Source organism: Rhizobium sp. FKL33 (genome assembly GCF_005222915.1).
Lineage (GTDB): Bacteria > Pseudomonadota > Alphaproteobacteria > Rhizobiales > Rhizobiaceae > Rhizobium_E.
Genome location: NZ_STFX01000010.1, coordinates 31,302 through 56,797, shown reverse-complemented (window position 1 = coordinate 56,797; position 25,496 = coordinate 31,302). Strand labels below are relative to the sequence as shown.

The 25,496-nt window shown below is 62.8% G+C and carries 25 protein-coding genes; 23 read left to right on the top strand and 2 right to left on the bottom strand.

Annotated elements, in window-relative coordinates; translation table 11 throughout:
- The first annotated feature begins 36 nt into the window (after window positions 1–36).
- Window positions 37–630 carry a VOC family protein gene (locus E8Q41_RS07890; protein ID WP_137154981.1) on the top strand — a complete coding sequence of 198 codons (594 nt, stop codon included), beginning with the start codon at window positions 37–39 and terminating at the stop codon, window positions 628–630.
- A 7-nt stretch (window positions 631–637) separates the two neighbouring features.
- Here E8Q41_RS07890 and E8Q41_RS07885 read toward each other — a convergent pair whose 3' ends face one another.
- Complete coding sequence (locus tag E8Q41_RS07885) at window positions 638–1,618, bottom strand: AraC family transcriptional regulator (RefSeq protein ID WP_137154980.1); 981 nt, start codon at window positions 1,616–1,618, stop codon at window positions 638–640.
- 186 nt (window positions 1,619–1,804) lie between these two features.
- Between E8Q41_RS07885 and E8Q41_RS07880 the strand changes: the two genes are divergently transcribed.
- The 10 genes from E8Q41_RS07880 (at window position 1,805) to E8Q41_RS07835 (ending at window position 12,528) form a co-directional block, all read left to right on the top strand.
- Window positions 1,805–2,299 carry a flavin reductase family protein gene (locus E8Q41_RS07880; RefSeq protein WP_170976404.1) on the top strand — a complete coding sequence of 165 codons (495 nt, stop codon included), beginning with the start codon at window positions 1,805–1,807 and terminating at the stop codon, window positions 2,297–2,299.
- 52 nt (window positions 2,300–2,351) lie between these two features.
- Window positions 2,352–3,137, top strand: coding sequence for an SDR family oxidoreductase (locus E8Q41_RS07875; RefSeq protein ID WP_137154978.1), 786 nt, complete (start codon window positions 2,352–2,354; stop codon window positions 3,135–3,137).
- A gap of 39 nt (window positions 3,138–3,176) precedes the next feature.
- Window positions 3,177–4,412, top strand: a complete 1,236-nt coding sequence (locus E8Q41_RS07870; protein ID WP_137154977.1) for a styrene monooxygenase/indole monooxygenase family protein — start codon at window positions 3,177–3,179, stop codon at window positions 4,410–4,412.
- Between the two features lie 195 nt (window positions 4,413–4,607).
- Window positions 4,608–6,932: a bifunctional salicylyl-CoA 5-hydroxylase/oxidoreductase gene (locus E8Q41_RS07865; protein WP_137154976.1), complete on the top strand. Its 2,325-nt coding sequence runs from the start codon at window positions 4,608–4,610 to the stop codon at window positions 6,930–6,932.
- Window positions 6,933–6,935: 3 nt separating this feature from the next.
- Window positions 6,936–7,721, top strand: coding sequence for an SDR family NAD(P)-dependent oxidoreductase (locus E8Q41_RS07860; RefSeq protein WP_137154975.1), 786 nt, complete (start codon window positions 6,936–6,938; stop codon window positions 7,719–7,721).
- On the top strand, window positions 7,718–8,569 hold the full coding sequence (locus E8Q41_RS07855; protein ID WP_137154974.1) for an enoyl-CoA hydratase family protein: 852 nt from the start codon (window positions 7,718–7,720) through the stop codon (window positions 8,567–8,569). The genes E8Q41_RS07860 and E8Q41_RS07855 overlap by 4 nt, the downstream gene beginning before the upstream one ends.
- Complete coding sequence (locus E8Q41_RS07850) at window positions 8,569–9,738, top strand: acyl-CoA dehydrogenase family protein (protein ID WP_137154973.1); 1,170 nt, start codon at window positions 8,569–8,571, stop codon at window positions 9,736–9,738. The genes E8Q41_RS07855 and E8Q41_RS07850 overlap by 1 nt, the downstream gene beginning before the upstream one ends.
- Before the next feature lie 3 nt (window positions 9,739–9,741).
- Window positions 9,742–10,170 (top strand): thioesterase family protein, encoded by a 429-nt coding sequence (locus E8Q41_RS07845; RefSeq protein ID WP_137154972.1) that lies wholly within the window; start codon window positions 9,742–9,744, stop codon window positions 10,168–10,170.
- Window positions 10,148–10,546 (top strand): RidA family protein, encoded by a 399-nt coding sequence (locus tag E8Q41_RS07840; RefSeq protein WP_137154971.1) that lies wholly within the window; start codon window positions 10,148–10,150, stop codon window positions 10,544–10,546. Before E8Q41_RS07845 ends, E8Q41_RS07840 begins: the two co-directional genes overlap by 23 nt.
- Window positions 10,547–10,548: 2 nt before the next feature.
- The gene (locus tag E8Q41_RS07835) at window positions 10,549–12,528 is read left to right on the top strand and encodes a 3-hydroxyacyl-CoA dehydrogenase NAD-binding domain-containing protein (protein ID WP_137154970.1); all 1,980 of its coding nucleotides are present in this window, start codon (window positions 10,549–10,551) and stop codon (window positions 12,526–12,528) included.
- 19 nt (window positions 12,529–12,547) lie between these two features.
- On the opposite strand, the gene E8Q41_RS07830 is transcribed toward E8Q41_RS07835, so the two are convergent.
- Window positions 12,548–13,258: a GntR family transcriptional regulator gene (locus E8Q41_RS07830; protein WP_137154969.1), complete on the bottom strand. Its 711-nt coding sequence runs from the start codon at window positions 13,256–13,258 to the stop codon at window positions 12,548–12,550.
- Window positions 13,259–13,519: 261 nt separating this feature from the next.
- On the opposite strand from E8Q41_RS07830, the gene E8Q41_RS26190 reads away from it, so the two are divergent.
- From E8Q41_RS26190 to E8Q41_RS07770, 12 genes are all read left to right on the top strand, one after another.
- The gene (locus E8Q41_RS26190; protein WP_137154968.1) at window positions 13,520–14,608 is read left to right on the top strand and encodes an ABC transporter ATP-binding protein; all 1,089 of its coding nucleotides are present in this window, start codon (window positions 13,520–13,522) and stop codon (window positions 14,606–14,608) included.
- Window positions 14,609–14,636: 28 nt separating this feature from the next.
- Window positions 14,637–15,932 (top strand): PotD/PotF family extracellular solute-binding protein, encoded by a 1,296-nt coding sequence (locus tag E8Q41_RS07820; RefSeq protein ID WP_137154967.1) that lies wholly within the window; start codon window positions 14,637–14,639, stop codon window positions 15,930–15,932.
- A 200-nt stretch (window positions 15,933–16,132) separates the two neighbouring features.
- Complete coding sequence (locus E8Q41_RS07815) at window positions 16,133–17,038, top strand: ABC transporter permease (protein WP_137154966.1); 906 nt, start codon at window positions 16,133–16,135, stop codon at window positions 17,036–17,038.
- Between the two features lie 3 nt (window positions 17,039–17,041).
- A complete protein-coding gene (locus tag E8Q41_RS07810; protein WP_137154965.1) occupies window positions 17,042–17,860 on the top strand; it encodes an ABC transporter permease in 819 nt (272 codons plus the stop codon).
- Window positions 17,857–18,606 carry an aspartate/glutamate racemase family protein gene (locus E8Q41_RS07805; RefSeq protein ID WP_281405300.1) on the top strand — a complete coding sequence of 250 codons (750 nt, stop codon included), beginning with the start codon at window positions 17,857–17,859 and terminating at the stop codon, window positions 18,604–18,606. Before E8Q41_RS07810 ends, E8Q41_RS07805 begins: the two co-directional genes overlap by 4 nt.
- Window positions 18,607–18,810: 204 nt before the next feature.
- A complete protein-coding gene (locus E8Q41_RS07800) occupies window positions 18,811–19,527 on the top strand; it encodes a GntR family transcriptional regulator (protein ID WP_137154964.1) in 717 nt (238 codons plus the stop codon).
- Window positions 19,528–19,530: 3 nt separating this feature from the next.
- Window positions 19,531–20,559, top strand: coding sequence for an ADP-ribosylglycohydrolase family protein (locus E8Q41_RS07795; RefSeq protein WP_137154963.1), 1,029 nt, complete (start codon window positions 19,531–19,533; stop codon window positions 20,557–20,559).
- Complete coding sequence (locus E8Q41_RS07790; RefSeq protein WP_137154962.1) at window positions 20,552–21,502, top strand: PfkB family carbohydrate kinase; 951 nt, start codon at window positions 20,552–20,554, stop codon at window positions 21,500–21,502. The genes E8Q41_RS07795 and E8Q41_RS07790 overlap by 8 nt, the downstream gene beginning before the upstream one ends.
- 43 nt (window positions 21,503–21,545) lie before the next feature.
- Window positions 21,546–22,595 carry an ABC transporter substrate-binding protein gene (locus tag E8Q41_RS07785; protein ID WP_137154961.1) on the top strand — a complete coding sequence of 350 codons (1,050 nt, stop codon included), beginning with the start codon at window positions 21,546–21,548 and terminating at the stop codon, window positions 22,593–22,595.
- A 143-nt stretch (window positions 22,596–22,738) separates the two neighbouring features.
- On the top strand, window positions 22,739–23,497 hold the full coding sequence (locus E8Q41_RS07780) for an ABC transporter permease (protein ID WP_246660126.1): 759 nt from the start codon (window positions 22,739–22,741) through the stop codon (window positions 23,495–23,497).
- Entirely contained in the window at window positions 23,494–24,285 is a 792-nt protein-coding gene (locus E8Q41_RS07775; RefSeq protein WP_137154959.1) for an ABC transporter permease, read from the top strand. Before E8Q41_RS07780 ends, E8Q41_RS07775 begins: the two co-directional genes overlap by 4 nt.
- Window positions 24,285–25,349, top strand: coding sequence for an ABC transporter ATP-binding protein (locus E8Q41_RS07770; protein ID WP_137154958.1), 1,065 nt, complete (start codon window positions 24,285–24,287; stop codon window positions 25,347–25,349). The genes E8Q41_RS07775 and E8Q41_RS07770 overlap by 1 nt, the downstream gene beginning before the upstream one ends.
- Window positions 25,350–25,496 lie beyond the last annotated feature (147 nt).

Here is a 25,496-nt window from a genome sequence, read left to right as displayed (position 1 = left end):
GTGCGACGCCTTGCCCGCAATCAGAGGGGAATGACCATGAAGATCAGCATTTTCAGCGCAGCGATTTTATCTTTGCTCGGGGCGACGGCGGCAAAGGCCGACATGATCCCGGGCGTGCGCGGCCATGATCATACCGGCGTGACCGTGCCCAATCTCGAACAGGCCGTGGACTTCTTCTCCAATGTCATCGGCTGCAAGAAGGCCATGTCCTTCGGCCCGATCGGCGATGACAAGGGCAAATTCATGGAGGACGCGCTCGGCGTCGATCCCAAGACCGTGATCAAGCAGATCACCCTGATGCGCTGCGGCTTCGGCTCAAATATTGAACTATTCGAATACGCCGCTCCGGACCAGAAGGAAATCAAGCAGAAGAACAGCGATATCGGCGCCTTCCACATCGCCTTCTATGTCGATGATGTCGCCGCCGCCAAGGCCTATCTCGATTCCAAGGGTGTCGCGACGCGGCTTGGTCCCATCCCGATCTCCGAAGGCCCGGCCGCTGGCCAGACCATCCTCTATTTCCAGGCGCCCTGGGGCCTGCAATTCGAGGCGATCAGCTATCCCAATGGCATGGCTTACGAGAAGACCGCAGAAACCAAGCTCTGGGATCCGAAGAAGCCCGCCGAATAAGCCGGGATCAGGAGCGCCGTCTGACCGTGTCGGACGGCGCTTCGCCGAAACGCTGGCGATAGGCGGCAGCGGCGCGTCCGAGATGGCCGAAACCAGCCGTAAATGCAGCCTCCGCCACCGAACAGGTCTTGTCGCGTGACAGGAGTGAGGCGCGGAACAGATCGAGCCTCAGCGACAACAACCCTTCGGACAGCGTCACGCCCCGCGCCTTGCGATAGGCGTCCTGGAGAGACCGCAAGGGTGTGCCCGCCGCCTCGGCTATATCGGCCATGGCGATGGCGCGATGGGCATTCTCCGCCATAAAATCCTGGGCGCGCCGCACCGCGATCGGATCGGCGCCACGCGCAGGTCGTGAAAAGACCCAGGAAACGCTGCTCGGCTGGCTGGTCAAGAGCAGCGTGATCAAGCCATCCCGCAACAAAACCCGATAGGCGTCCGGCATGGCGGCCCCTGCTTCCGCCGCAGCCAACATCATCTCCGCATGACGTCCCACGGCCATACCCGAAGGCGTTTCGAAGTCGATCCCAGTGTTGAATTGAACGGAGCGGCGGGCCTCATACGTCAGGCTTTCGAACTGTGTTTCCAAAGCCTCGCGATCGATCAGCACGATCAGCTTTTCGCAGCCTTCGCTCCAAGTCATCCGCGTCGAAAGAGTTGGCGAGAGGATAGACGCGCGGCGTCCGGCGTCAGCCTCGACCGCGAGCGTGCCACAACGGACCCGCGCCTGCCCACGAAGCGGAAGCTGGACCAGATAGAAACGTTCGAGTTCTCCCGGATCGATGTCCACATCGGCGCCGTAGGAAACAAAGTTCACCGAATAGCCCGTCTGCGGCGCAGAATGATGGCGAGCGTGGAAACCCTGATCGGCGCGACCGAGCGGGCTCAGGAAATGCGGGCAAAAGATGCGGCCCACGGCGTCTCGCGCCTCATCGGCCGAGCGCGTGTCGACGGCGACAAATCGGGACAGCGGCGTGTCTGAAGGCGACATGGGCTTTCTCCGGCGCGATCCGCCGGCAGCGACGATTTTCAATGCGCTTGCCGGATCTGGATCATGGTCTGCGCAATCTGGATTGTCGTCAAGACCTCGACGGCGCGATCATGCCATTAGTTTAAATTTAAAATGCATGGACGCCGGATCTGGCGCATGGCGCCGGCCGGGAGGAGGCTCGCAGTCATGGACAAAGACGAATTTCGAAGAGCGATGCGGCAGGTGGCAGGCGCAGTGACGGTGGTGACCGCCTGCACGCCCGATGGCGAATGGCGCGGCGTCACCGCCACAGCCGTCTGCTCGCTGACGGCAGACCCGCCCTCAGTTGTCGCCTGCATCAACCGGGAGACCTGGGTCGGCCAGGTCGCCCCGCTCAGCGGCGCCTTCTGTGTCAACATTCTCTCGCGGACGCAGCAGGATGTGGCCGAAACCTTTGCAGGCCGAACGGCGCTTGCCGCCGGCGAACGCTTCAATATCGGCGCCTGGCGAACGGCGGAAACCGGCGCGCCGGTGTTGGAAGGCGCAATCGCCGCCTTCGATTGCCAGCTCGAACAGGCGGTGGAATTCGCCACCCATGTCATCCTGATCGGCAGCGTTCGCCGCACGCTCATCGAAGCCGCGGACGCCGAGCCGCTCGTCTATGTGGCGGGCCAGTTCACCACGACGCTCGCGGCGGCGTGAGGTTCAAGACCACAGCAAACACCAGCATCCGCATCAAGAAAAGGGGAACATCATGCGTGGATTGGCAGGGAAAACAGCAATTCTGTCCGGCGGAGCGACCTTGATCGGCCGCGCCGTGGCGGCGACATTGATCGGTTACGGCGCCAAAGTCGTGATCGCCGATATCGATGAAGACGGGGGCAACTCGGCCGTTGCGGAACTTGGCCCGCAGGCGTCTTTCATCCGCACCGACGTCACCAGCGACGCCGATGTCGCGGCCCTGGTCGCCGGCGCCGTCGAACAGACGGGGCGTCTCGACTTCCTGGTCAACGTCGCCTGCACCTATCTCGACAATGGCGCAGAAACGAGCCGAGCGGATTGGCTGAAGGCGCTGGACATCAACATCGTCGGCTCGGTGATGCTGATGCAGGCGGCGCGGCCGCATCTCAAGGCCAACAAGGGCGCGATCGTCAATTTCGGCTCGATTTCCGCCCGTGTCGCACAAACCGGCCGCTGGGTCTATCCGGTGTCGAAAGCCGCCATCCTGCAATTGACGCGCAATCAGGCCATGGATCTGGCGCCCGACGACATCCGCGTCAACGCCGTCTCTCCCGGCTGGACCTGGAGCAACATCATGGTGCAACTGACCGGCAATGACCGCGCCAAGACCGATGCGGTCGCCGCGCCCTTCCATCTTCTCGGTCGCACAGGCGACGGCGCCGAAGTGGGCGAAGCGGTGGCCTTCCTGCTCTCCGACAATGCCAGCTTCATCACCGGCACCGATATCCGCGTCGACGGAGGCTACACCGCCATGGGCCCGGAGCAGAATGTGCCAGCCATCCCCAAACTCATGGAATGAACGCGCCTGATCATCAATCAAAAAAGAGGGAACTAGACTATGAGCGCATCACGCAAGATCACCATCGTCGGCGGCGGCCAATCCGGCTTGCAGCTCGGCTGCGCCCTGCTGGGCCACGGCTATGAAGTCGATATCATTCAGAACCGCAGCGCCGACGAAATCCGCAACGGCAAGGTCCTGTCGAGCCAATGCATGTTCGACGCCGCCTTGCAGAACGAGCGCGACATCGGCCTGAATTTCTGGGTTGGGGAGTGCCCGACCGTCGAGTCCATCAACTTCTGCGTCCCCGCCCCCGATGGCTCCGGCAAAGCGCTGGACTGGAACGGCAAGCTCGACAAGCCTGCGCAGAGCGTCGACCAACGGGTGAAAATTCCGCGCTGGATGGAGGAGTTTTCGCGGCGTGGCGGCAATCTCAGCATTCATGACGCCGGCATCGACGATCTCGAAGCCTATGCCAAAAACTCGGATCTCGTCATCGCCGCCGCCGGCAAGGGCGATATTGCCCGCCTGTTTGAACGCGACCCGGAGAAATCACCCTTCGACAAGCCGCAGCGGGCGCTGGCGCTGACCTATGTGCATGGCATGCAACCCCGGCCGGATCATTCCGCCGTCAACTTCAATCTCATTCCGACGGTGGGTGAATATTTCGTGTTTCCGGCGCTGACGGTCAGCGGTCCCTGCGACATCATGGTGTTCGAAGGCATTCCCGGCGGCCCCATGGATTGCTGGAAGGACGTGACATCGCCGGAGGCGCATCTGGCGCGATCGGAATGGGTGCTGGAGACCTTCCTGCCCTGGGAGGCGGAGCGCTGCCGGGACATCAGCCTCACTGACGCCAATGGCGTATTGTCCGGCGCTTTTGCCCCCACAGTGCGCAAGCCGATCGGTCGCCTGCCATCGGGCGCGTTGGTGCTGGGAATGGCCGATGCGGTCTGCCTCAACGATCCCATCACCGGCCAGGGCTCGAACAACGCGTCGAAGGCGGCGAAAGCCTATCTCGACGCCATTCTCGCGCAGGAAGACCGGCCCTTCGACGCCGCCTTCATGCAAGGCGCGTTCGACAGTTATTGGGCCTATGCGCAGTTCGTCGTGGGCTGGACCAATGCGCTGCTGCAGCCGCCTCCGCCGCATGTGCTCAACATCATGGGCTCGGCGCAGGCCTTCCCGGCATTGGCAAAGCGCATCGCCAACGGCTTCAACGATCCCCGCGACTTTTTCCCGTGGTTCGCGGTTCCGGAAGAGGCAGACGCCTATCTGCAAAAACTCGCTGCCTGACCCGGGTTCACAATCCGAGCATCAGCCGCCCGCGTATGTTTCCGGGCGGCTTTCGACCGTCTTACGTTTCGATATTTTAATGTTAAAATATCTGCGCAAGGGCGATGTCGCCGCATTGACAGACGCAGTCCGTCAATTTACTTTAATCTTAAAATATTAGAGCGACATGCTCTCGATGGGAAAGAGGGAACCGAAATGCGGATCGTATGTATTGGCGGCGGCCCCGCCGGGCTCTATTTCAGCCTGCTGATGAAGAAATTCGACCCGTCGCATTCCATCACCGTGGTCGAGCGCAACCGCCCCTATGACACATTCGGCTGGGGCGTGGTGTTTTCCGACGCCACCATGCAGGCAATGAAGGTCTGGGATCCGGAAAGCGCCGCCGAAATCCAGGACGCCTTCAACCATTGGGACGATATCGAAGTCCTGTTCAAGGGCACGCGCCAGCGCACAACCGGCCATGGCTTTGTCGGCATCGGCCGCAAGAAGCTGCTCAACATCCTGCAGCGCCGCTGCGAAGCGCTCGGAGTCGAACTAAAGTTCGAAACCGACGTCGACAGCGACCTCGACTTCCCGGACGCCGACCTGATCATCGCCTCCGACGGCTTCAATTCCAAGGTCCGCAATCATTATCCTGAAGTCTTCCAGCCAGATCTCGTCACGCGGCCGAACCGCTATATCTGGCTCGGCACCAACAAACTCTACGACGCTTTCACCTTCGATTTCCGCAAGACGGACCATGGCTGGTTCCAGGCGCACATCTACAAGTTCGACGACCAGACCTCGACCTTCATCGTCGAAACCACCGAAGAAGCCTATGAGAAGCATGGGTTGGGCGCGCTCGATCAGCAGGGCTCGATTGATTTCTGCCAAGACCTGTTCTCAGAGGTGCTGGAAGGCGCCGAACTGATGACCAATGCGCGGCATCTGCGCGGATCGGCCTGGCTCAATTTCAATCGCCTGATCTGCGGCAAGTGGAGCCATTTCAACGGCAATTCCCATGTCGTGCTGATGGGCGACGCCGCCCATACCGCCCATTTCGCCATCGGCTCGGGCACCAAGCTCGCCATCGACGACGCGATCGAACTGACCAACCAGTTCAACAAGGCCGGCCACGACAAGGCAAAGATCCCTGCCGTTCTCGCGAGCTATGAAGAGATCCGCCGTGTCGATGTCGCCCGCATCCAGAACGCGGCGCGCAACGCCATGGAATGGTTCGAAGTGGTCGGCCGCCGCTACGCCGACACGCTGGAGCCCGAGCAGTTCATGTATTCGATGCTGACCCGTTCGCAGCGCATCAGCCATGAAAATCTGCGTCTCCGCGACAAGAACTGGCTCGAAGGCTATGAGCGCTGGTTCGCCCGCAAGGCCGGCCTCCCAGCTGCGGCGAACGACCGCTGCCTGCCGCCGATGTTCACGCCCTTCACGGTCCGCAACGTGACGCTGCCGAACCGCGTGGTGATGTCGCCGATGGCGATGTATTCGGCCAAGGACGGCCTGATCAACGATTTCCATCTCGTCCATCTCGGCTCGCGCGCCATGGGCGGCGCCGGCCTCGTGTTTGGCGAAATGACCTGCGTCTCGCCGGATGGCAGGATCACGCCCGGCTGCCTCGGTCTCTGGAACGAGGAGCAAGCGGACGGCTGGAAGCGGCTTGTGGAATTCGTGCATTTCAATTCGCCCGCCAAGGTCGGCATCCAGATCGGCCATGCCGGCCGCAAGGGCGCGACCAAGCTCGCCTGGGACGGCATCGACCAGCCGCTCGAAGAGGGTTCATGGCCGCTAATGTCAGCCTCCGCCCTTCCCTATCTCAAGCATAGCCAGACGCCGAAGGCGATGGATCGCGCCGATCTCGACCGGGTGCTGCAGGACCATGTCCGCGCCGCGCAACTGGCCGCGACCACCGGCGCCGACTGGCTCGAACTCCATTGCGCGCATGGCTATCTGCTGTCGAGCTTCCTGTCGCCGCTCACCAATCGCCGCACCGACGAATATGGCGGCGATCACGCCGCCCGCGCCCGCTATCCGCTGGAAGTCTTCAAGGCCATCCGGGAGGTCTGGCCGGAGGACAAGCCGATATCGGTGCGCCTGTCCTGCCATGACTGGTTCGACGGCGGCAACACGCCCGAGGACGCCGCAATCTTCGCCGCGATGTTCAAGGAAGCCGGCGCCGACATGATCGACTGCTCGTCCGGTCAGGTCTGGAAGGAGGAAAAGCCCGTTTACGGCCGTCTGTTCCAGACGCCTTTCTCCGACAAGATCCGCAACGAAGTCGGCATCCCCACCATTGCCGTGGGCGCAATCTCGGAAGCCGACCACGCCAATTCGATCATTGCGGCTGGCCGCGCCGATCTCTGCGCGGTCGCCCGTCCGCATCTCGCCGATCCGGCCTGGGCGCTGCATGAAGCCGCCAAGATCGGGCTTCACTCGGTGCCTTGGCCGAAGCAGTATTACTCCGGCAAGGCGCAATACGAGACCAATCTCGTTCGCGCCCAGCAGACCGCCGGCGGAGCGAAGTAAGCGATGTCGTCTCCACTTGAAGGACGTCACGCTCTCGTCACCGGCGCCGGCAGCGGCATCGGCGCGGCCATCGCGCGCAGTCTCGTGCAGGCCGGCGCGAGGGTCACGTTGGCAGGCCGTCGCCGGGAGCCGCTGGAAGCGTTGGCGCGGGATTTCCCCGAAGGCGTCACCCTCGTGCTGCCCGGGTTCGACGTGACGGATCCCAAGGCGATTGCGGCAGGTCTGGAGACTGCCCGCGCCGCCTTTGACCCCGTGAGCATCCTCGTCAACAATGCCGGCGAGGCGCCGAGCGCGCCGTTCGAGAAGACGACGCTCGACATGTGGACACATGTCCTGTCGGTGGATCTCACCGGCGTCTTCAACGTCACGCAGGCGACGCTTACCGATCTCAAGGCGTTCGGCAAGGGCGCGCGCATCGTCAATGTCGCCTCGACCGCGGGGCTCACCGGCTATGCCTATGTCTCGGCCTATTGCGCGGCGAAGCATGGCGTGGTCGGCCTGACCCGGTCACTGGCGCTGGAGCTCGCCAAGAAGGGCGTGACCGTTAACGCCGTCTGCCCTGGATTTACCGATACGCCGATTATCGCCCGCTCGATCGCCGAAATCGTCGCCAAGACCGGCCGGACGGAAGAACAGGCGCTGGCCGAATTCACCAAGTCCAATCCGCAAGGGCGGCTGGTGAAGCCGGAAGAGGTGGCGGACGCGGTTCTCTGGCTCGCGTCGCCCGGCGCAGATGCAATCACAGGCCAGGCGATCGCCATCGCCGGCGGAGAGGTCATGACAGGATGAGCAACGAACAGGCGAGCATGAGCGGCCATCTCCGCCCCTTCCGAGACTATGCCCCCAAGCATTTCTTGTGGTCCGCCGACGGCGACGGACGGGTGGCGACGCTGACGCTGAACCGGCCGGACAAGAAGAACCCGCTGACTTTCGAAAGCTATGCGGAACTACGCGATCTCTTCCGCGATCTCGCTTACGCCTCCGATGTCAGGACGATCATTCTCAAGGGCGCGGGCGGCAATTTCTCGTCTGGCGGCGACGTGTTCGAGATCATTGAGCCGCTGACGCGCATGAAAATGCCGGACCTCCTGGCCTTCACCCGCATGACCGGCGATCTCGTCAAGGCGATGAAGAAATGCCCGCAGCAGATCGTCGCCGCCATCGACGGCATCTGCGCCGGCGCGGGCGCGATCCTCGCCATGGCCTCGGACCTCCGGCTGGCAACGCCTGAGGCCAAGACGGCGTTTCTGTTCACCCGCGTCGGTCTCGCCGGCGCCGATATGGGCGCCTGCGGCATTCTTCCGCGCATCATCGGTCAGGGACGCGCCGCGGAACTGCTCTATACCGGCCGCTTCATGAGCGCCGAGGAAGGCGAACGCTGGGGCTTCTTCAATCGCCTGCATGCCGCCGAAGATCTGGATAAAGCAGCGGCGGATCTCGCGCGTTCGATCGCCGATGGCCCCTGGTTCGCCCATGGCGTCACCAAGACCATGCTGAACCAGGAATGGGCGATGGGCATCGATGAAATGATCGAATCCGAAGCCCAGGCGCAGGCGATCTGCATGGCGACAGGCGATTTCCGCCGCGCCTTCGAGGCCTTCGCCGCCAAGCGCAAGCCTGTCTACGAGGGCAACTGATGTCGACGCTTACAGGCCCCACCCGCGACCATCTCGACTGGCCATTTTTCGGTTCGGAACATCGCGCCGTCGCGGAACGGCTGGACGCATTCGCCGCAAGCGGCGCACTGGCGTCTGTCGATCACCATGACACCGACAATGCCTGCCGCGACCTCGTCAGGCGGCTGGGTGAGGTAGGGCTTCTGGGCCTTGCCACCGGCGACGCGGGCAAAACTGCAATCGACTCTCGCTCGGTGTGCCTCGCGCGCGAAACGCTTGCCTGGCATGACGGTCTCGCCGACTTCGCCTTTGCCATGCAGGGCCTGGGCACAGGCGCGATCGGTCTCTCGGGATCGGACGAGCTGAAAGCCGCCGTTCTTCAAAAAGTGACCTCAGGCGAATGGATCTCCGCCTTCGCACTGTCGGAAAAGGAAGCCGGTTCCGATGTCGCCGCCATGGCCTGCGCTGCGCGCGAGGATGGCGACAGCTATGTGCTCGACGGCGAAAAGACCTGGATTTCCAATGGCGGCATCGCCGATGTCTACACCGTCTTCGCCCGCACCGGCGAAGCCCCGGGCACGCGCGGCATCTCGGCTTTCGTGGTTTTCGCCGATGATCCCGGCTTCTCGATCGCTGAGCGTATCGACGTGATCGCGCCGCATCCGCTCGCCACCATCCGCTTCGACGGCTGCCGCATTCCGGCGTCGCGCAGGCTCGGCGCGCCGGGCGAAGGCTTCAAGATCGCCATGCGCACGCTCGACATTTTCCGCGCCTCGGTCGCGGCCGCCGCGCTCGGCTTCGCCCGGCGGGCGCTGGATGAGGCGCTTGCGCATGCCAAGAACCGCAAGATGTTCGGCGCGACCCTTGGCGATCTGCAACTGACCCAGGCTTCGCTGGGCGACATGGCGACCGGCATCGATGCGGCCGCGCTGCTGACCTATCGCGCCGCCTGGCGCCGCGATGTCCAGAAACTGCCGACCACCAAGGAAGCGGCCATGGCCAAGATGACCGCGACAGAGACGGCGCAAAGCGTGATCGACCGCGCCGTGCAGCTGTTCGGCGGTCGCGGCGTCCGCACAGGCGAGATCGTCGAAAGCCTCTATAGGGAAATCCGCGCACTCCGGATCTATGAAGGCGCGACCGAAGTGCAGAAGCTGATCGTGGCGCGCGAACTTATAAAGGCGGGCTGAGCGATGTTCCAGCATACCACGCCCTTGCGTTTCGGCGACTGCGACCCGAGCGGCATCGCCTATTACCCGTCTTATCTGCGCCTTCTCGATGGCGCGATCGAGGAGTTCTTCGCCGCGCTCGGCGCCCCGCGTCGCCCGATGATCGAAGATCTCAGGATGGGGACGCCGACCGTGAGCCTCAATCTGACTTTCAAGCGACCGGGCTTTCACGGCGATCTGCTGCAATTTGCCATCAAGGTCGCGGGCATCGGACGCACCTCGCTCGACCTCGACCACACTGTCTCGGCGCGCGGCGACGATCTGTTCACCGCCAGCCATCGGCTGGTCGCCACATCCCTCGACACCCATTCTTCCTGCCCGTGGCCGGATCACCTCCGCGCCGCGCTGACCCATCATCTGGAGACCGACCATGCACACGATCCTGCAACCTGAAGGCTGGGCCAAGCCCATCGGCTACGCCAACGGCGTCGAGGCGCGTGGACGCATGATCTTCGTCGGCGGCCAGATCGGCTGGAACGGCCAGAACCAGTTCGAAACCGATGACTTCGTCGGCCAGGTGCGCCAGACGCTGGAGAATGTCGTGGCCGTGCTGGCCGAAGCCGGCGCCGAGCCCAAACACATCACCTCGATGACATGGTATTTCACCGACAAGCAGGAATATCTCGGCAATCTCAAGGGCATCGGCCAGGCCTATCGCGAGACGATCGGTCGGCACTATCCCGCCATGGCCGCCATGCAGGTGGTGGCGCTGGTCGAAGATCGCGCCAAGATCGAAATTCAGGCCACAGCCGTCATTCCGGACGCCTGATCATGACAAACGCGGCGGCAAACCCGGTGAGAACCTATTCGATCTGCGTCAGCGGCGTGGCGCAGGACGGCGTTCTGGTGATCACCATCGACAACCCGCCCGTCAACGCCGCCTCGCTTGCGATGCGGCAGGGACTTGCTGCAGCCATCGCCGATGCTCACAATGATCCTGCAATCAAGGCTGTCGTTCTGACAGGCGCCGGGCGGATCTTCGTGGGCGGCGCCGATATCACCGAATTCGACAAACCGCCTGTTGATCCCATCTTGCCCGATGTCTGCCAGTTGCTCGAAAATTCATCGAAGCCGATCATTGCTGCATTGAACGGCGCAGCGCTCGGCGGCGGGCTGGAGATTGCGCTCGCCTGCCACTACCGCATCGCCGCACTGAGCGCCTCTGTCGCATTCCCCGAAGTCAAGCTGGGTCTGATCCCCGGCGCGGGCGGCACGCAGCGCCTGCCGCGACTGACCGGCGCAGCCATAGCCATCGACCTGATCGGTTCCGGCCGAAGTGTCAAGGCGGATGAAGCGCTGTCGCTCAGCGTCATAGACGCGATCGCCGCAAACCCCGTCGCCCATGCGATCGACGTTGCGTCGGAGGCAGTTGGCCATCGTTTCCGCAAGACCGGGGAGATGACTACTCCCCCTGCTTCCGACGAAGACATCGCAGTTGCAAAGCGCAAAGTCCTGTCGAAGGCAAAAGGCCAGATCGCCCCAGGAGAAGCGGTGACGCTGATCGAAACCGCAGGCCGGACGCCGCTCCCGGACGGCCTTGCCCAGGAACGCGCCGCCTTCCTGAAGCTAAAACAATCGCCGCAATCCGCAGCCTTGCGGCACGTCTTCTTCGCCGAACGCGAAGCAGGCAAGATCCCCGGCCTCGAAGGCGTGGCGCCGCGGAAGATCCAGACATTGGGCGTGGTTGGCGCAGGCCTGATGGGATCGGGCATCGCCGTCGCAGCGCTGGATGCCGGTTTTAGCGTCACAGTCGTCGAACAGACGGCGGATGCCGCCGAAAAAGGGCGGCTGCGCATCACCGGCCTTGTCGATAAGGCGCTGTCGAGTGGACGCATCGACCCGGCAGCGCATGCGGGTCGGCTCGCTCGTCTGACTGTCGCCAGCGACCTCGCCGCTCTGGCCGACGCCGATCTCGTGATCGAAGCGGTGTTCGACGATCTCGACGTCAAGATCGATCTCTTCCGCAGACTCGACGGCGTCGTGCGCGACGACGCCATTCTGGCCACCAACACCTCTTATCTCGATCCCGATGTGATTGCCGCTGCGACCGCCCGTCCTGAGCGCATTCTCGGACTACACTTCTTTTCGCCGGCGCATATCATGCGGCTGGTGGAAGTGGTGCGCGGCGCGAAATCCGCGCCTGATGTGGTCGCCACCGGCTTCGCCGTCGCCAAGGCGATGCGCAAGCTGCCGATCTATTCGGGTGTCACTGAGGGCTTCATCGGCAACCGGATCTTCTCCGCCTATCGCCGCGAGGCCGAATATCTCGTGGAAGACGGCGCTGAGCCGCATGAGGTCGACGGCGCGATCGAAGCCTTTGGCATGGCCATGGGCCCCTTCGCCATTTCCGATCTCGCCGGACTGGAAATCGCCTGGGCGCGACGCAAGCGGCAGGCGGCGACGCGCGATCCAGCCGAGCGCTATGTGGAAACAGCCGACAGGCTATGTGAAGCCGGACGTCTTGGCCAGAAGAACGGCCTGGGCTGGTACAGATATGTCGACGGCAAACGCATGGTGGATGCCGATGTGACCGCGCTCATCGCCGAACTCCGCGCCTCGAAAAACATCGCTCCACAGAGCTTTTCGGAGCAAGAGATTGTCGATCGACTGCTGAAAGCCATGGCGGACGAAGGCCAGCGTCTCCTGGATGCCGGGGTGGCGCTCCGAGCCAGCGATATCGATCTCGTGCTCATCAACGGCTATGGATTTCCGGCCCATACCGGCGGGCCGATGTATATCGCAAGCCGCTGATTTTAGGGGCTATAAGCGCTCAGGTCGCCAGGGCGTCCTTCAGCGTCATCGCCGCCACCTCGCGCAGATCGAGATCCGCCTCGATATGATCGATGTGATGCAGCATCAGAGCGCAGGCGCGGTCCGCATCGCCACGCTCCATGGCGTCCAGCAAATCGCGATGTTCGCTGTGGCCGCAGCGGGAAACGCCGGTGCGGCCATAGAGCGCGATTACCAGCGACGAACGGGCCACCAGTTCGTCCATGAATTTTTCGAGAATGGCGTTGCCGGAATGCCGGGCGATCTTGAGATGAAAATCGCCTGACGCCTTGATCTCCGCCCGTCGCGCCGCCGGACCGCGCTCGTTCATGAACCGGTCTTCCAGGATTAGATGATCCCGCAGATCCTCGATATCGGCTTTTGAAATCCGCACGGTTGCCGCGCGCACGATCCCCGGCTCGATGAGACGCCGGGTGTCGAACACCTGTCGCGCCTCTTCCGGGGTCGGATTGGAGACGAATGCGCCGCGATTGCGCTCGATCCGCACCAGCCCTTCGTAAGCCAGCATTTGCAAAGCCGACCGCACCACCGTCCGGCTGACATCGAACAGCGCGCCGACTTCGGCTTCGGCGAGTTTCGAGCCCGGCCCCAGACGGCGATCGATGATCGCATCGCGCAGGCTGTCGCGGATCGACTGGGCGCGATCTTCCTGGTTCTGGTCGAGCAAAAGGTTCTTATCGATGAGATTCATGGCGCTTCTTTCGTGCAGAGTCTTTCTATCGCGAAATCGACCTCGGGGGAACCTGCAATCGCATCCAGCCGACACGGATATTGCATACAATATGATATGCATATTGATGACAATCGCACAAATAATGCGCAGCATATTTACCGCAATGATGAAAACAACGGCGAAGACCGCCGTAACCCGCAGAATCGCGCCTGACTCCTAGGCTTTTTCGAACTGGCACGCGGCATGCATCACATGTTGCGACGCGAAAAGGAGCGCCGCATGAGCAAAGCCGCAGACATCGACATCGCCGCCGTATCCAAGATCTACGGCCAAACGACCGCCGTGCATGCGATCAGCCTCAAGATTCCCGCTGGTTCCTATTGCTGCCTTCTGGGGCCATCCGGCTGCGGCAAGACCTCTACGCTGCGAATGATCGCTGGGCATGAGACGATTTCGACAGGCGACATCCTGCTCGGCAACACGCTCATCACCGATCTGCCGCCCGCCAAGCGCGGCACGGCGATGATGTTTCAGTCCTATGCGCTGTTCCCGCATCTCGATCTCGTCGACAACGTGGCCTTCAGCCTGAAGATGAAAGGCGTCGACAAGGATGTGCGCCGGTCGAAGGCGCTCGAAATGCTGAAGCTGATGCAGCTCGAACCCTACGCCACGCGACGCCCGGCGCAATTGTCCGGCGGCCAGCAGCAGCGCGTGGCGCTGGCGCGGGCGCTGATCACCGATCCGGAAGTGCTGCTGCTCGACGAGCCGCTGTCGGCGCTCGACCCCTTCCTGAAGATCCGCATGCGCGCAGAACTGAAGAAGCTGCAGACCTCGCTGGGCATCACTTTCGTACATGTGACGCACAGCCAGGAAGAGGCCATGGCGCTCGCGGACATCGTCGTGGTGATGAATGACGGCCGCATCGAGCAGGCGGCGTCGCCGCGCGAAGTGTTCGAGCGGCCCGCCACCGCCTTCGTGGCGCGGTTCATGGGCGACCATAACGTCGTTTCCGGCCGCGTCGCCTCGGTGTCCGATAGCGGATTGACGCTCGATGTCGCCGGCGGCGGCCAGTTCGCGGCCCCGGGCCAGGGCCCCGCCGCGGGTGAAGCTGTCGACATCGCCATCCGCACCGACCGCGTGATGATCGGCGAGACATCGCTGCCGGGCTTCGGCTTCAACGGCGTGGTGACCAATATCGAATATCGCGGCTCGACCGTGAAGCTCTCGCTGGCCGGCGCCGGCGTCGACGACTTTACCGCCATCCTGCGCGACGACGACTTCTTCAGCCGGACGATCTCCGTCGGAGACGCCCTGCCGCTGATGTGGAATCCGGGCGACGTCATCGTGCTCGGCAAACTTGAAAAGTAACAACAAAAAACCTCAGAGGAGACTGCGCATGACCACTGAAAACACCACTCCGGCGAAGACCGGCGTCACCCGCCGCTCACTGCTCAAGACCGGCGCCGCAGCCGTCGGCGCCGCAGCCGGCGCCGGCGTCATCACCGGCTTCCCCACCATCTGGGCGCAGAACCCGATCACGCTCCGCCAGTTCGGCACCGGCGTCTCCAACATCAACGCCATCGCCGAGCAGTGCAAGAAGGACCTCGGCATCACGCTCGAGATGACGGCGACCGATTCCGACGCCGCCGCCCAGCGCGCAGTCACCCAGCCGAACTCCTACGACATCGCGGATATCGAATACTGGATCCTGAAGAAGGTCTATCCGACCGGCGTGATCCAGCCGATGGAAACCAAGAAGCTGAAATATTACGACAAGGTCGTGCCGCTGTTCAAAACCGGCAAGCTGCTTCCCGACAGCGTGATCGCCCAGGGCACCGCCCCGCACACCGTCGGCTATGTCGAAAGCAAGGACACCAAGACTTTCGCCAAGGGCGAAACCGAATTCTTCACCATGATGCCGACGATTTACAACGCCGACACGCTGGGCATCCGCCCTGACTTGGTCGGTCGCGAGATCACCACCTGGGCCGACATCATGGATCCCGCCTTCAAGGGCAAGACCTCGATCCTCAACATTCCGTCGATCGGCATCATGGACGCCGCCATGATCTGCGAAGCGATGGGCGTGATCAAATATGCCGACAAGGGCAACATGACCAAGGCGGAGATCGACACCACCATCGATTTCCTGATCAAGGCCAAGCAGGCCGGCCAGTTCCGCGCCTTCTGGAAGAGCTTCGACGAGTCGGTCAACCTGATGGCCTCGGGCGAAGTCGTCATCCAGTCCATGTGGTCGCCGGCCGTCGCCGCCGTCCGCTCCAAGGGCATCGCCTGCAAATACCAGCCGCTCAAGGAAGGCTACCGCTCGTGGGGCGGCGGTCTCGGCCTCGCCGCGCATCTCGAAGGCGCGCAGCTCGACGCCGCCTATGAATATATCAACTGGTACACCTCCGGCTGGGTCGGCGGCTATCTCAACCGTCAGGGCTACTATTCGGCCTGCATGGACACCGCCAAGGGCTTCATGTCCGAAGACGAGTGGGGCTACTGGATCGAAGGCAAGCCGGCCAAGGGCGAGATCATGTCGCCGGAAGGCAAGGTCATGGAGAAGGCCGGCGCAGTGCGCGACGGCGGTTCCTTCGAAGAGCGCATGGGCAAAGTCGCCTGCTGGAACTCGGTCATGGACGAAGACCGCTACATGGTTCGCCGCTGGAACGAGTTCATCGCGGCGTGATCAACGCGAGGGGTGGAGCACCGCCCCTGATCCGGCTGCCGCCACCTTCTCCCCGCTTGCGGAGAGAAGGGCGATCGGCGCGCCGTCATCGCCACATCCTCCTTCTCCCCGCGCGCGGGGAGAAGGTCCCGGCAGGGGGATGAGGGGCAAACGCTTCCTCCAAGACTCCCTGAAGATCCAATTTTTTCGGGGAGACAGCCATGACCACAGTCAGATTGATCGGCGTGAGCGACAAGCCTTCGGCGCGCACGTTGCGCCTGCCCGCATGGCTGCCGCCCTATCTTCAAGCGGCTCCCCTGACCTTGATCCTGGCCGCATTTCTGCTCGCGCCGATCCTGCTGATCGCGGTGGTCAGCTTCTGGGATTACGATTTCGCCCAGATGTATCCAGATTTCGTCACCTTCAATTATACCGAAACGCTCGGCTCCTGGGTGACGTGGAAGACCTATCTCAACACGCTGAAATTCGCGGCGATCGTCTGGGTGATCACGCTGTTCATCGGCTTCTGGGTCGCCTATTTCCTGGCGTTCCATATCCGGTCGAGCGCTATGCAGACAGTATTGTTCCTGGTCTGCACCGTGCCGTTCCTGACGTCGAACATCATCCGCATGATCTCCTGGATTCCGGTGCTGGGGCGCAACGGCCTGATCAACCAGGCGCTGGTCGGGGCAGGCATCGTGCCGCAGCCGATCGAATGGTTGCTCTATTCCGATTTCGCCGTGGTGCTGGCCATGGTGCATCTTTATACGCTGTTCATGGTCACGCCCATCTTCAACACGCTGACCCGCATCGACAAATCGCTGGTGGAAGCCGCTCGCGACGCCGGCGCTTCGAGCTGGCAGATCCTCACCAATGTCATCATCCCGCTCGCCAAGCCCGGAATGGCCATCGGCACGATTTTCGTGGTCACGCTAGTGATGGCGGACTTCTCCACGGTGCAGGTTATGTCGGGCGGCCAGAGCGCCTCGGTAGCGCTTATGATGAAGAACCAGATGTCGCTGCTGCAATATCCCGCCGCCGCCGCCAACGCCGTCGTGCTGCTGATCCTGGTGCTGCTGATGGTGGCCGCCATTCTCCGCGTCGTCGATATCCGCAAGGAGCTTTGAACCATGCATCGAGAAAAACGCTCCCGAGAATTCTATATCCTCGCGATCTTCTTCGCGCTCTTCGTGCTGTTTCTCTACGGGCCGATGTCCGCCATCCTCATCCTCGCCTTTCAGGGGCCGAATGGGGGACTGACCTTCCCGCTCAATGGCGTGTCGGTGCACTGGTTCGTCAATCTGTTCGAGAAGCAGGCGGTGGGCGATTTCGGCGGCTCCTTCCGGCGCTCGCTCTTCCTCGGCCTGATGGTGATGGTCGTCACGGTGCTGGTGTCGCTGCTCGCGGGCCTCGCCTTCCGCCGCAAGTTCATTGGTGCTACGCCGCTGTTCTATCTCTCGGTCGCAAGCCTCGTCGTTCCTTCGATCATTATCTCGCTCGGCATCGGCGTGCTGTTCTCGCAGCTTGGCCTGCAGCCGGCCTGGTATTCCTCGGGCTTCGGCGCGCATCTCACCTGGACGCTGCCCTTCGGCGTGCTGATCATGTTCGCAGTGTTCAACCGCTTCTCGCCGGCGTATGAAGAAGCCGCCCGCGATCTGGGCGCCAATTCCTGGCAGACTTTCTATCACGTGGTCCTGCCGATGATCGCCCCGAGCCTGGTGGGCGTCGGCCTGTTCGGCTTCTCGCTCTCCTATGACGAATTCGCCCGCACGCTGATGACATCGGGCACCTACAACACTCTGCCGCTCGAAATCTACGGCATGACCACCAATGTCACGACGCCCGTGCTCTATGCACTCGGAGCCGTGACGACCTTCTTCTCCTTCCTGGTGATCTCCGTGACGATCGGAACGATCATGCTGATCAATCGCAGACGGATGCGCGCGTGACCCGGATACTTCTGATCAATCCCAATACGACGAAGACGATGACGGCCACGGCAGCGGACGCAGCAAGTCGGGTGAAAAATGACTTGACCGAGATCGTCGCCGTCACCTCGTCGATGGGACCCGTGTCGATCGAAGGCTATTACGACGAAGCCTTCGCCGTGCCCGGCCTGCTTTTGGAGCTTGCCAAGGGCGAGAAAGCCGGGGCTGACGCCGCCATCATCGCCTGTTTCGACGACACCGGCCTCGACGCCGCCCGGGCGCTTGCCAGCATCCCCGTCATCGGCATCTGCGAGGCGGCGCTCGCCTCGACGGCCTTCATCGCGCAGCGTTTCACCATCGTCACCACCATGGAGCGGTCGCGGCTGCCGCTGGAGGGGCTCGTCCATCGCTATGGCATGGCCGGACGCTGCAAGGTCCGCGCCGCCGATATCCCGGTCCTGTCGCTAGAAGACCCGCAGTCCAACGCCCGCGACCGGTTGCGCAATGAAATCGCCACCGCGCTCCGCGACGACAAGGCCGAGGCCATCGTGCTCGGCTGCGCCGGCATGGCGGATCTCGTGGAGCAACTCCGGCATGAATTCGGCGTCCCCATCGTCGATGGCGTCGCCGCCGCCGTGAAGCAGGCGGAAGCGCTGGTCGCCCTCGGCCTCAAGACGGCTAAACGCGGGGCTTACGCGACGCCCGTCCACAAGACCTATACGGGCCTGCTGGAAGATTTCTCGCCATCCCGGATTGCCGCGCTTTAAGCGCACTCACCCGTCGATGAAACCGGATTGCCGAAAGGGCGATCCGGATGGCGTCTTCGTATAAACGCCTTGCTCCCCTATCCAGACATCGTGTCTCGATCCCGCTTTTTGCGCGTCGCGTGGAATCGCGATTGACAAACAGCTTGCGACCCCATTTTATACAGGTGTGAACAGGTTTACAGAACAGGTAGACAGCAGATTCTGATGAAGAGAGCTTTATCACCCGGCGCGCCCAAACCGACGCAGATCGCCAATGTGCTGGAACAGGAGATCCTTACCGGCAAACTGGGCTTCGGCGAGCGTTTGCAGAGCGAAAACCAGCTGGTGCAGCGCTTTTCGGTGAGCCGCAACACGCTCCGCAAGGGGCTGGAAGAATTGAACAACCGCGGGCTGATCACCACCAAAGTGGGCATCGGCTCCTTCGTGACCTTCGAAGGTAAGACGATCAATGACGCCGCCGGTTGGTCGCGCGCGCTCGCCGATGTCGGCGCGGAAACGACCACGCGCGTGCTGCGCATCGAGGTGCTTGAGGACAAGGCGCTGGCGGCCGAGATCGGCGCAGAGCGGGACCTGTTCATCGCCATCGACCGTCTGCGCTGCCTGACCGTGGGCGATACACCCATTTCGCTGGAGCGCAGCCGGCTGCCGCTTCTGCCGGAGCTGGAATCGCTGCCGATCCGCGGTCTGACCGCCGGTTCGCTCCGGGAAACCATGCGCGAGGCGGGGCTGGTTCCCGCCAAGGGCGAGGAATGGGCCGACATTGAAATGCTCTCGGCCGAAGACGCCGAACTGCTCAAGAATGCAGCCGGCTCCGCTTTTCTGAGGACCCGCCGGCTCAGCCGCGACGAAGACGGCAGACCGATCGAATATGTCGTCAGCCTGCTGCATCCCGCCTATTTCGCCTTGCATCTGGAGTTCTAACGCATGCCGCTTTCGAAAACAGAGATGATGGATCGCGCCCGTGCAGCGCTGATCGGCGGCGCGCTCGGCGATGCAATGGGCATGCCGACGCAACTGCTGTCGGCGGATCAGATTGCGGCGCGCTACGGACATGTCGACGATTTCGTCGCCCCTGACGCCGATCATCCCGTCTCCAAGGGGCTCGAGGCCGGCGCGATCACCGACGACACCGAGCAGACGCTGCTGCTCGCCAAGGTGCTGCTGGCCTCGCCCGCCGGTTTCGATCATCACGCCTGGATCGAGGCGCTGGTCGCCTGGGAAGACGACATCCGCCGACGCGGCGGTTATGATCTCCTGGGGCCTTCGACCAAGCGCGCCATCGAGGCGATCCGCAACGGCATGACGCCCGAACAGGCTGGCCGCTACGGCGACACCAATGGCGCCGCCATGCGCATTGCCCCAGTCGGGATCATGTCGCCGCCTTCGTCCGACCTCATCGCGCGGGTGGCCGAAACCTGCCGGGCCACGCACAACACCTCGATCGCCATTTCGGCCGCCTCCGCCGTCGCCATGGTAATCAGTTCAGGCCTCGACGGCATGGGCTGGCGCGACGCCGCAGCGAAGGCGGCAGACGCCGCAAGAGCCGGCGCGGATCAGGGCGTCTGGATCGCCGGCGGCCAACTCGCCGCCCGCATCGAACTGGCGCTGGACCTTGCAGGGAAAGCGCAATCGAGAGAGGACGTTATGCGCCTCTTTGCAATTCTCGGCTCGAGCGTCGCCTCGCAGGAATCCGTACCCGCCGCTTTCGCGGCGCTCGCGCTCGCCGATGGCGATTGCTGGAAGGCGGCGGTTATCGCCGCCAATCTCGGCGGCGACACCGACACGATCGGCGCGATCGCCTGCTCCATGGCCGGCGCATGCTCTGGCATGCAGACCCTGCCACAGGACAGAATCGCGAAACTGCGCGGCATCGATCTTGCGGAGGTCGATCATCTGGTCGAGGCGCTGGTGACGGCGCGGATCGCCGCAAGCGGCGGAGGCGGCGATGGCTGAGCCTCGGCTTGTTCATTTCGGCAGCGCCGTTATCGATTTCATCTATCGGCTGGATCGGCTGCCTCGGCCGGGCGAAGACCTGATCGCCTCGTCTTACTTCTCCATGCCGGGCGGCGGTTTCAATATGATGGCGGCGGCCAAGCGGAGCGGTCTCGCCACCGCCTTCGCCGGCCGGATCGGCGATGGGCCCGCTGGCGCCATACTGCACAAAGCATTCCGCGACGAAGAAATAGACGTGCTGACGCCGCTCTATCAGGGGGAAGACACCGGCGTCTGCATCGTGATGGTGACGGATGACGCCGAGCGCACCTTCGTCTCCTATCCCGGCGCCGAGAGCCGCCTGTCTGCCGACGACCTGCTGGAGCTCGAATTCAGGCCGACGGATTGGCTGTTCACTTCGGGCTACACGCTTCTCTACCCGCAATCCGGCGGGGAGCAGACACGGTTCCTGTCCGAAGTCGACCCCGGGCTGACGTTCGTCTTCGACCCCACCGGCATCGTTGCGGATATTCCGCGCGAGCGGCTGGATGTGGCGCTGGCCCGCGCCGATTGGTTGAGCTGCAATCGCGACGAGGCGATCGCGATGATCGGCGACGATCTCGAGCCCGGCGATCTCGCGCGCACACTCGTGGAGAGGCTCTGTCCTCGCGCCAAGGGCGTGGTGCTACGCCTCGGCGCATCCGGCGCGATCCTCGCCATGCGTGACGCCGAACCCCAGACAATTCCTGCATTCGAGGTTGCCGCCGTCGACACGACCGGCGCAGGCGATTGCCACCTCGGCGCATTCGTCGCCGCACTCTCCCGCGGCGGCGCTCCGGAAAGGGCGGTGGAATACGCCAATGCCGCCGCCGCCCTTTCCACACTCGAACACGGCGGAGCCACCGCGCCCCGCCGCGAAGACGTTGATCTTTTCCTGAGCCGCGCGGGGAAGCGTGATCAATGAAAAAACCGGGAACAACGCGCGTTGCGACTGAGAGGAGAATGCCATGAAACTATTCGCCAAACTGGCGGCGACCGCCATGCTTGCCGTGCTATCGCAAACCGCGCTCGCCGGCGACGTCCATGTCTTGAACTGGAAGGGCTACGGCGCCGATGAGCCCTGGGCCATCGCAGCCTTTGAAAAGGCCACCGGCCACAAGGTCATCAACGATTTTTTCAATTCCGAGCAGGAAATGCTCACCAAGCTGCGCACCAATCCGGGTCTTTACGACGTGGTGATGATCAACGCAGCCTTCAATGACCAGGCCTTCAAGGAAGGGCTGATCGAGCCGATCGACGTCTCCAAGATCGGCAATTACGCCGATCTCGGGGAGGAAAAAGCCAAGTCGCCGATGCTCAATCACGATGGCAAGGTTTATGGCGTTCCCTGGGTCTGGGGATTGACCTCGATCGCCGTCAACGACAAGGCCTTCGACAAGACGCCGACCTCCATTCAGGTGATGTGGGATCCGGCGCATAAGGGTCGCGTCGTGCTGCGTGACGATGCGCTCGAAGCCATCCAGTTCGGCGCGATCGCCAGCGGCCAGAACATCAACGACATCAAGGATCTCGACGCCGTCAAGGCGAAGCTCGCCTCGCTGATGCCGCAGATCCGCACCTTCTGGAGCGCCGAAAACGACTGGAACCAGATGGTCGCCGCCAACCAGATCGATGTCGGAACCTATTGGAGCGGCTCGGCCGGTCGCGCCAAGAAGAACTTCAAGCTGCCAGTGACCTTCGTCGTTCCGGAAGAAGGCGCGGTCGGCTGGCTCGACGCCTTCTCGATCCCGAAAGGCTCGAAGAATGCCGAGGGCGCGGAAGCCTTCATCAACTACATGATCGATCCCGCGTTCTATATCGAGTGGGACACGAAGGTCGGCGCGCCGGTGTCCGCCAACACCAAGGCGGTCGCAGGCCTTCCGGCAGACGCCTTCAACCGCACCGTCATGGGTGATCCGGCTGTTGCGGCCCGCATCCAGTTCCAGGCGCCGGTGTCCGACGCCGACCGCGAAAAGTACCTCCAGCTCTGGCAGGAACTGAAGGTCAACGTGAAATGACAGTGGGACAGGCGGGAACAGCTGTGGCGTCGTCAGCCCTCGGGGGCGGCAATGGACGCATCTCCGATGGCGCGAAGGCGGCGCCGCTGCTCGCTCCCGCCTATCTCTGGCTGACAGTGGCAATTTTTCTGCCGCTGTCGGCGATGATCTTCTTCAGCTTCGTCACCGACCTGCCGCTGTCCGGCAAGCCATGGACGCTGACGCTCGCCAACTATGCCGCCTTCTTCTCGACCGGCATTTACGCGACACTGCTTCTCGCCTCGCTCAGGCTGGCGCTGGAAGTGACCTTCTGGTGCCTTGTCCTCGGCTTCCCCACTGCTTTCGTGCTGGCGAAAGTGCTGAAGGGGCGCAGCCGCGAGATGATCTTCCTGCTCGTCATCCTGCCCTTCTGGAGCAACGGGCTGGTCCGCGTCTTCTCCTGGGCGATGGTGCTCAGAAGCGGCGGCATTCTGGATACGTGGCTCAACGCCATCCTGCCCTTCGAGATCAATATCGATCTCATGTATTCCTATCCGGCCGTCATCATCGGGCTGGTGCATTCCTATGTGCCCTACATCGTGCTCACCTGCTATCTGAGCCTGCAGGCGATCGACGACAGCCTGATCGAGGCTGCGCGGTCGCTCGGCGCTTCGCGCTTCACCATTCTCCGTCGGCTCATCCTGCCATTGTCCATGCCGGGCGTGGTGGCGGGCGCCGTGCTGGTGTTCGTGCCGGTGATCGGCTCGTTCATGGAGCCGCGCATTCTCGGCGGCCGCACCGGCACTTTCTATGGCACCGTGATCGAGGACCAGTTCGTGGCGGTGTTCAACTGGCCGCTGGGCGCGGCGCTGTCCTTCATTCTGCTCGGGCTCGTGCTGATCATCCTGGCGCTGGCGTCGCCCGTGATGCGGAGGGCGTCATGACCGCAACCACACGGCTTCTCAATGCGCTTGGCCGGCTTTATGTCGGTGTGCTGCTTGCCTTTCTCTATCTGCCAATCGTGATCATGGCGCTGATGTCGTTCAACGCCTCGCCCTTCTACATGCTGCCGATCGAGTGGTCGACGACCTGGTATGAGGCGCTGTGGCAGGACGACCAGCTGATTTCGGCTGCGCTCAACAGCCTGAAAATCGCCGCACTGACCACGGTGATTTCGACTGCTCTCGGCACGGCGGCGTCTCTGGCGCTGTTCCGCTACGAGTTCGCCGGCAAGAAAATCCTGCAGGCGCTGTTGCTGCCGCCGATCGCCATTCCCTGGCTGATCACCGGCACCGCCATGCTGATCTTCTTCTTCGGCGTAGGCATCGGCCGCGGATTGCATGCCATCATTCTCGGCCATGTCGCGCTTGCGCTGCCTTATGTGATCATCGTGGTGAATGCGCGTCTCAAGACGTTTCCCCGGGAGCTCGAAGAGGCCGCCCGCTCGCTCGGCGCAAATCAATGGCAGGTGACGCGCCGCGTCACGCTTCCCTGGATCGCGCCGGGGGTCATCGCGGGCGGCCTCTTCGCTTTCGCTGTGTCTTTCGACCAGTTCGTCGTTTCCTATTTCCTGGCGACGCCGGGCGAGACGACCCTGCCCGTCGAAATCTACGCCGCCATCCGCAAGGGCTTCACGCCCGAAATCAACGCCGTGTCGACGCTGATCATCGTGCTCTCCATGGGCGTGATGCTATTCACCGCGCGGTTCTACAAATTCGGAGGAAATGACTGATGGCCAGCGTGGAAGTCAGCAATCTGTCGCGCAGCTTCGGCATTTACAAGGCGCTCGACGATGTCTCGATCCGTTTCGAGGATGGCGGGTTCTACGCCTTGCTCGGCCCGTCCGGCAGCGGCAAGACCACGCTATTGCGGATGATCGGCGGCTTCGATTATCCCGATCAGGGCCGCATCGCCATGAACGGCGAAAGCGTCGAGCGCGTGCCGCTTGAAAAGCGCAATATCGGCATGGTGTTTCAGAGCTATGCGCTGTTTCCCAACATGACCGTCTTCGACAACGTCGCCTTCGGGCTGGAAATCCGCGGCGTGTCGCGGCAGGAGATCAAGACGCGCGTCGGCGAGGCGCTGGAACTGGTGCAACTGTCGGCGCTCGGGCATCGCAAGCCCAATCAGCTCTCGGGCGGCCAGCGTCAGCGCGTAGCGCTCGCCCGCGCCATCGTCATCAAGCCGCGCGTGCTGCTGCTCGACGAGCCGCTCGGCGCACTCGACAAGTCGCTGCGGCTGGACATGCAGGTGGAGCTGAAACGCATCCAGCGCGAGATCGGCGTCACCACGATTTTCGTCACCCATGACCAGGAAGAAGCCCTGACGATGAGCGACCGCATCGGCATTCTGAGCGGCGGTCGGGTGATCGAAGAAGGCGCGCCCGCCGACATCTATCACCGGCCCAACACGCTGTTTGCCGCCACCTTTCTGGGTGAAGCCAACATCTTCGAAGGACGCTGGGCGGATGGGGCAGTCGAGCTCCAAGACGGCGTCAAAATTCTGGCCGCTGCCGACGCCAAGACCGGACCGAACGGCGCCGCCGCGCATTGTCTGGTCCGCCCCGAACGGATCGCCATCACCGCCCCGACCAATCCGACATCAGGGGAGTTGAACCGACTGACGGGACGGCTCACGCGCCGTCTCTTCTCCGGTCACTGGACGACCCTGTTCATCCAGCGTGGCGAGCAGGAGATCCGCGTCGGTCTTCCGAGTTCGGCTCCGATGGAGACCGCGGAAGGCGACGAGGTGATGCTGTCCTGGGCCCGCGAGCATACGATTGGATTGGCGGCTTAGCGCGCACCGATAAGATCGATGCATGTTGGCATTCGGCCACGGTTCCTTCGAAGGCTGAGCGACAGTATAGCGCAGCGGGTGATGAAGTGTGGCAATTCACATCCATCGCAATCCTCTTCTGCCTATGCGGCTCCGCGCTGATGGAGC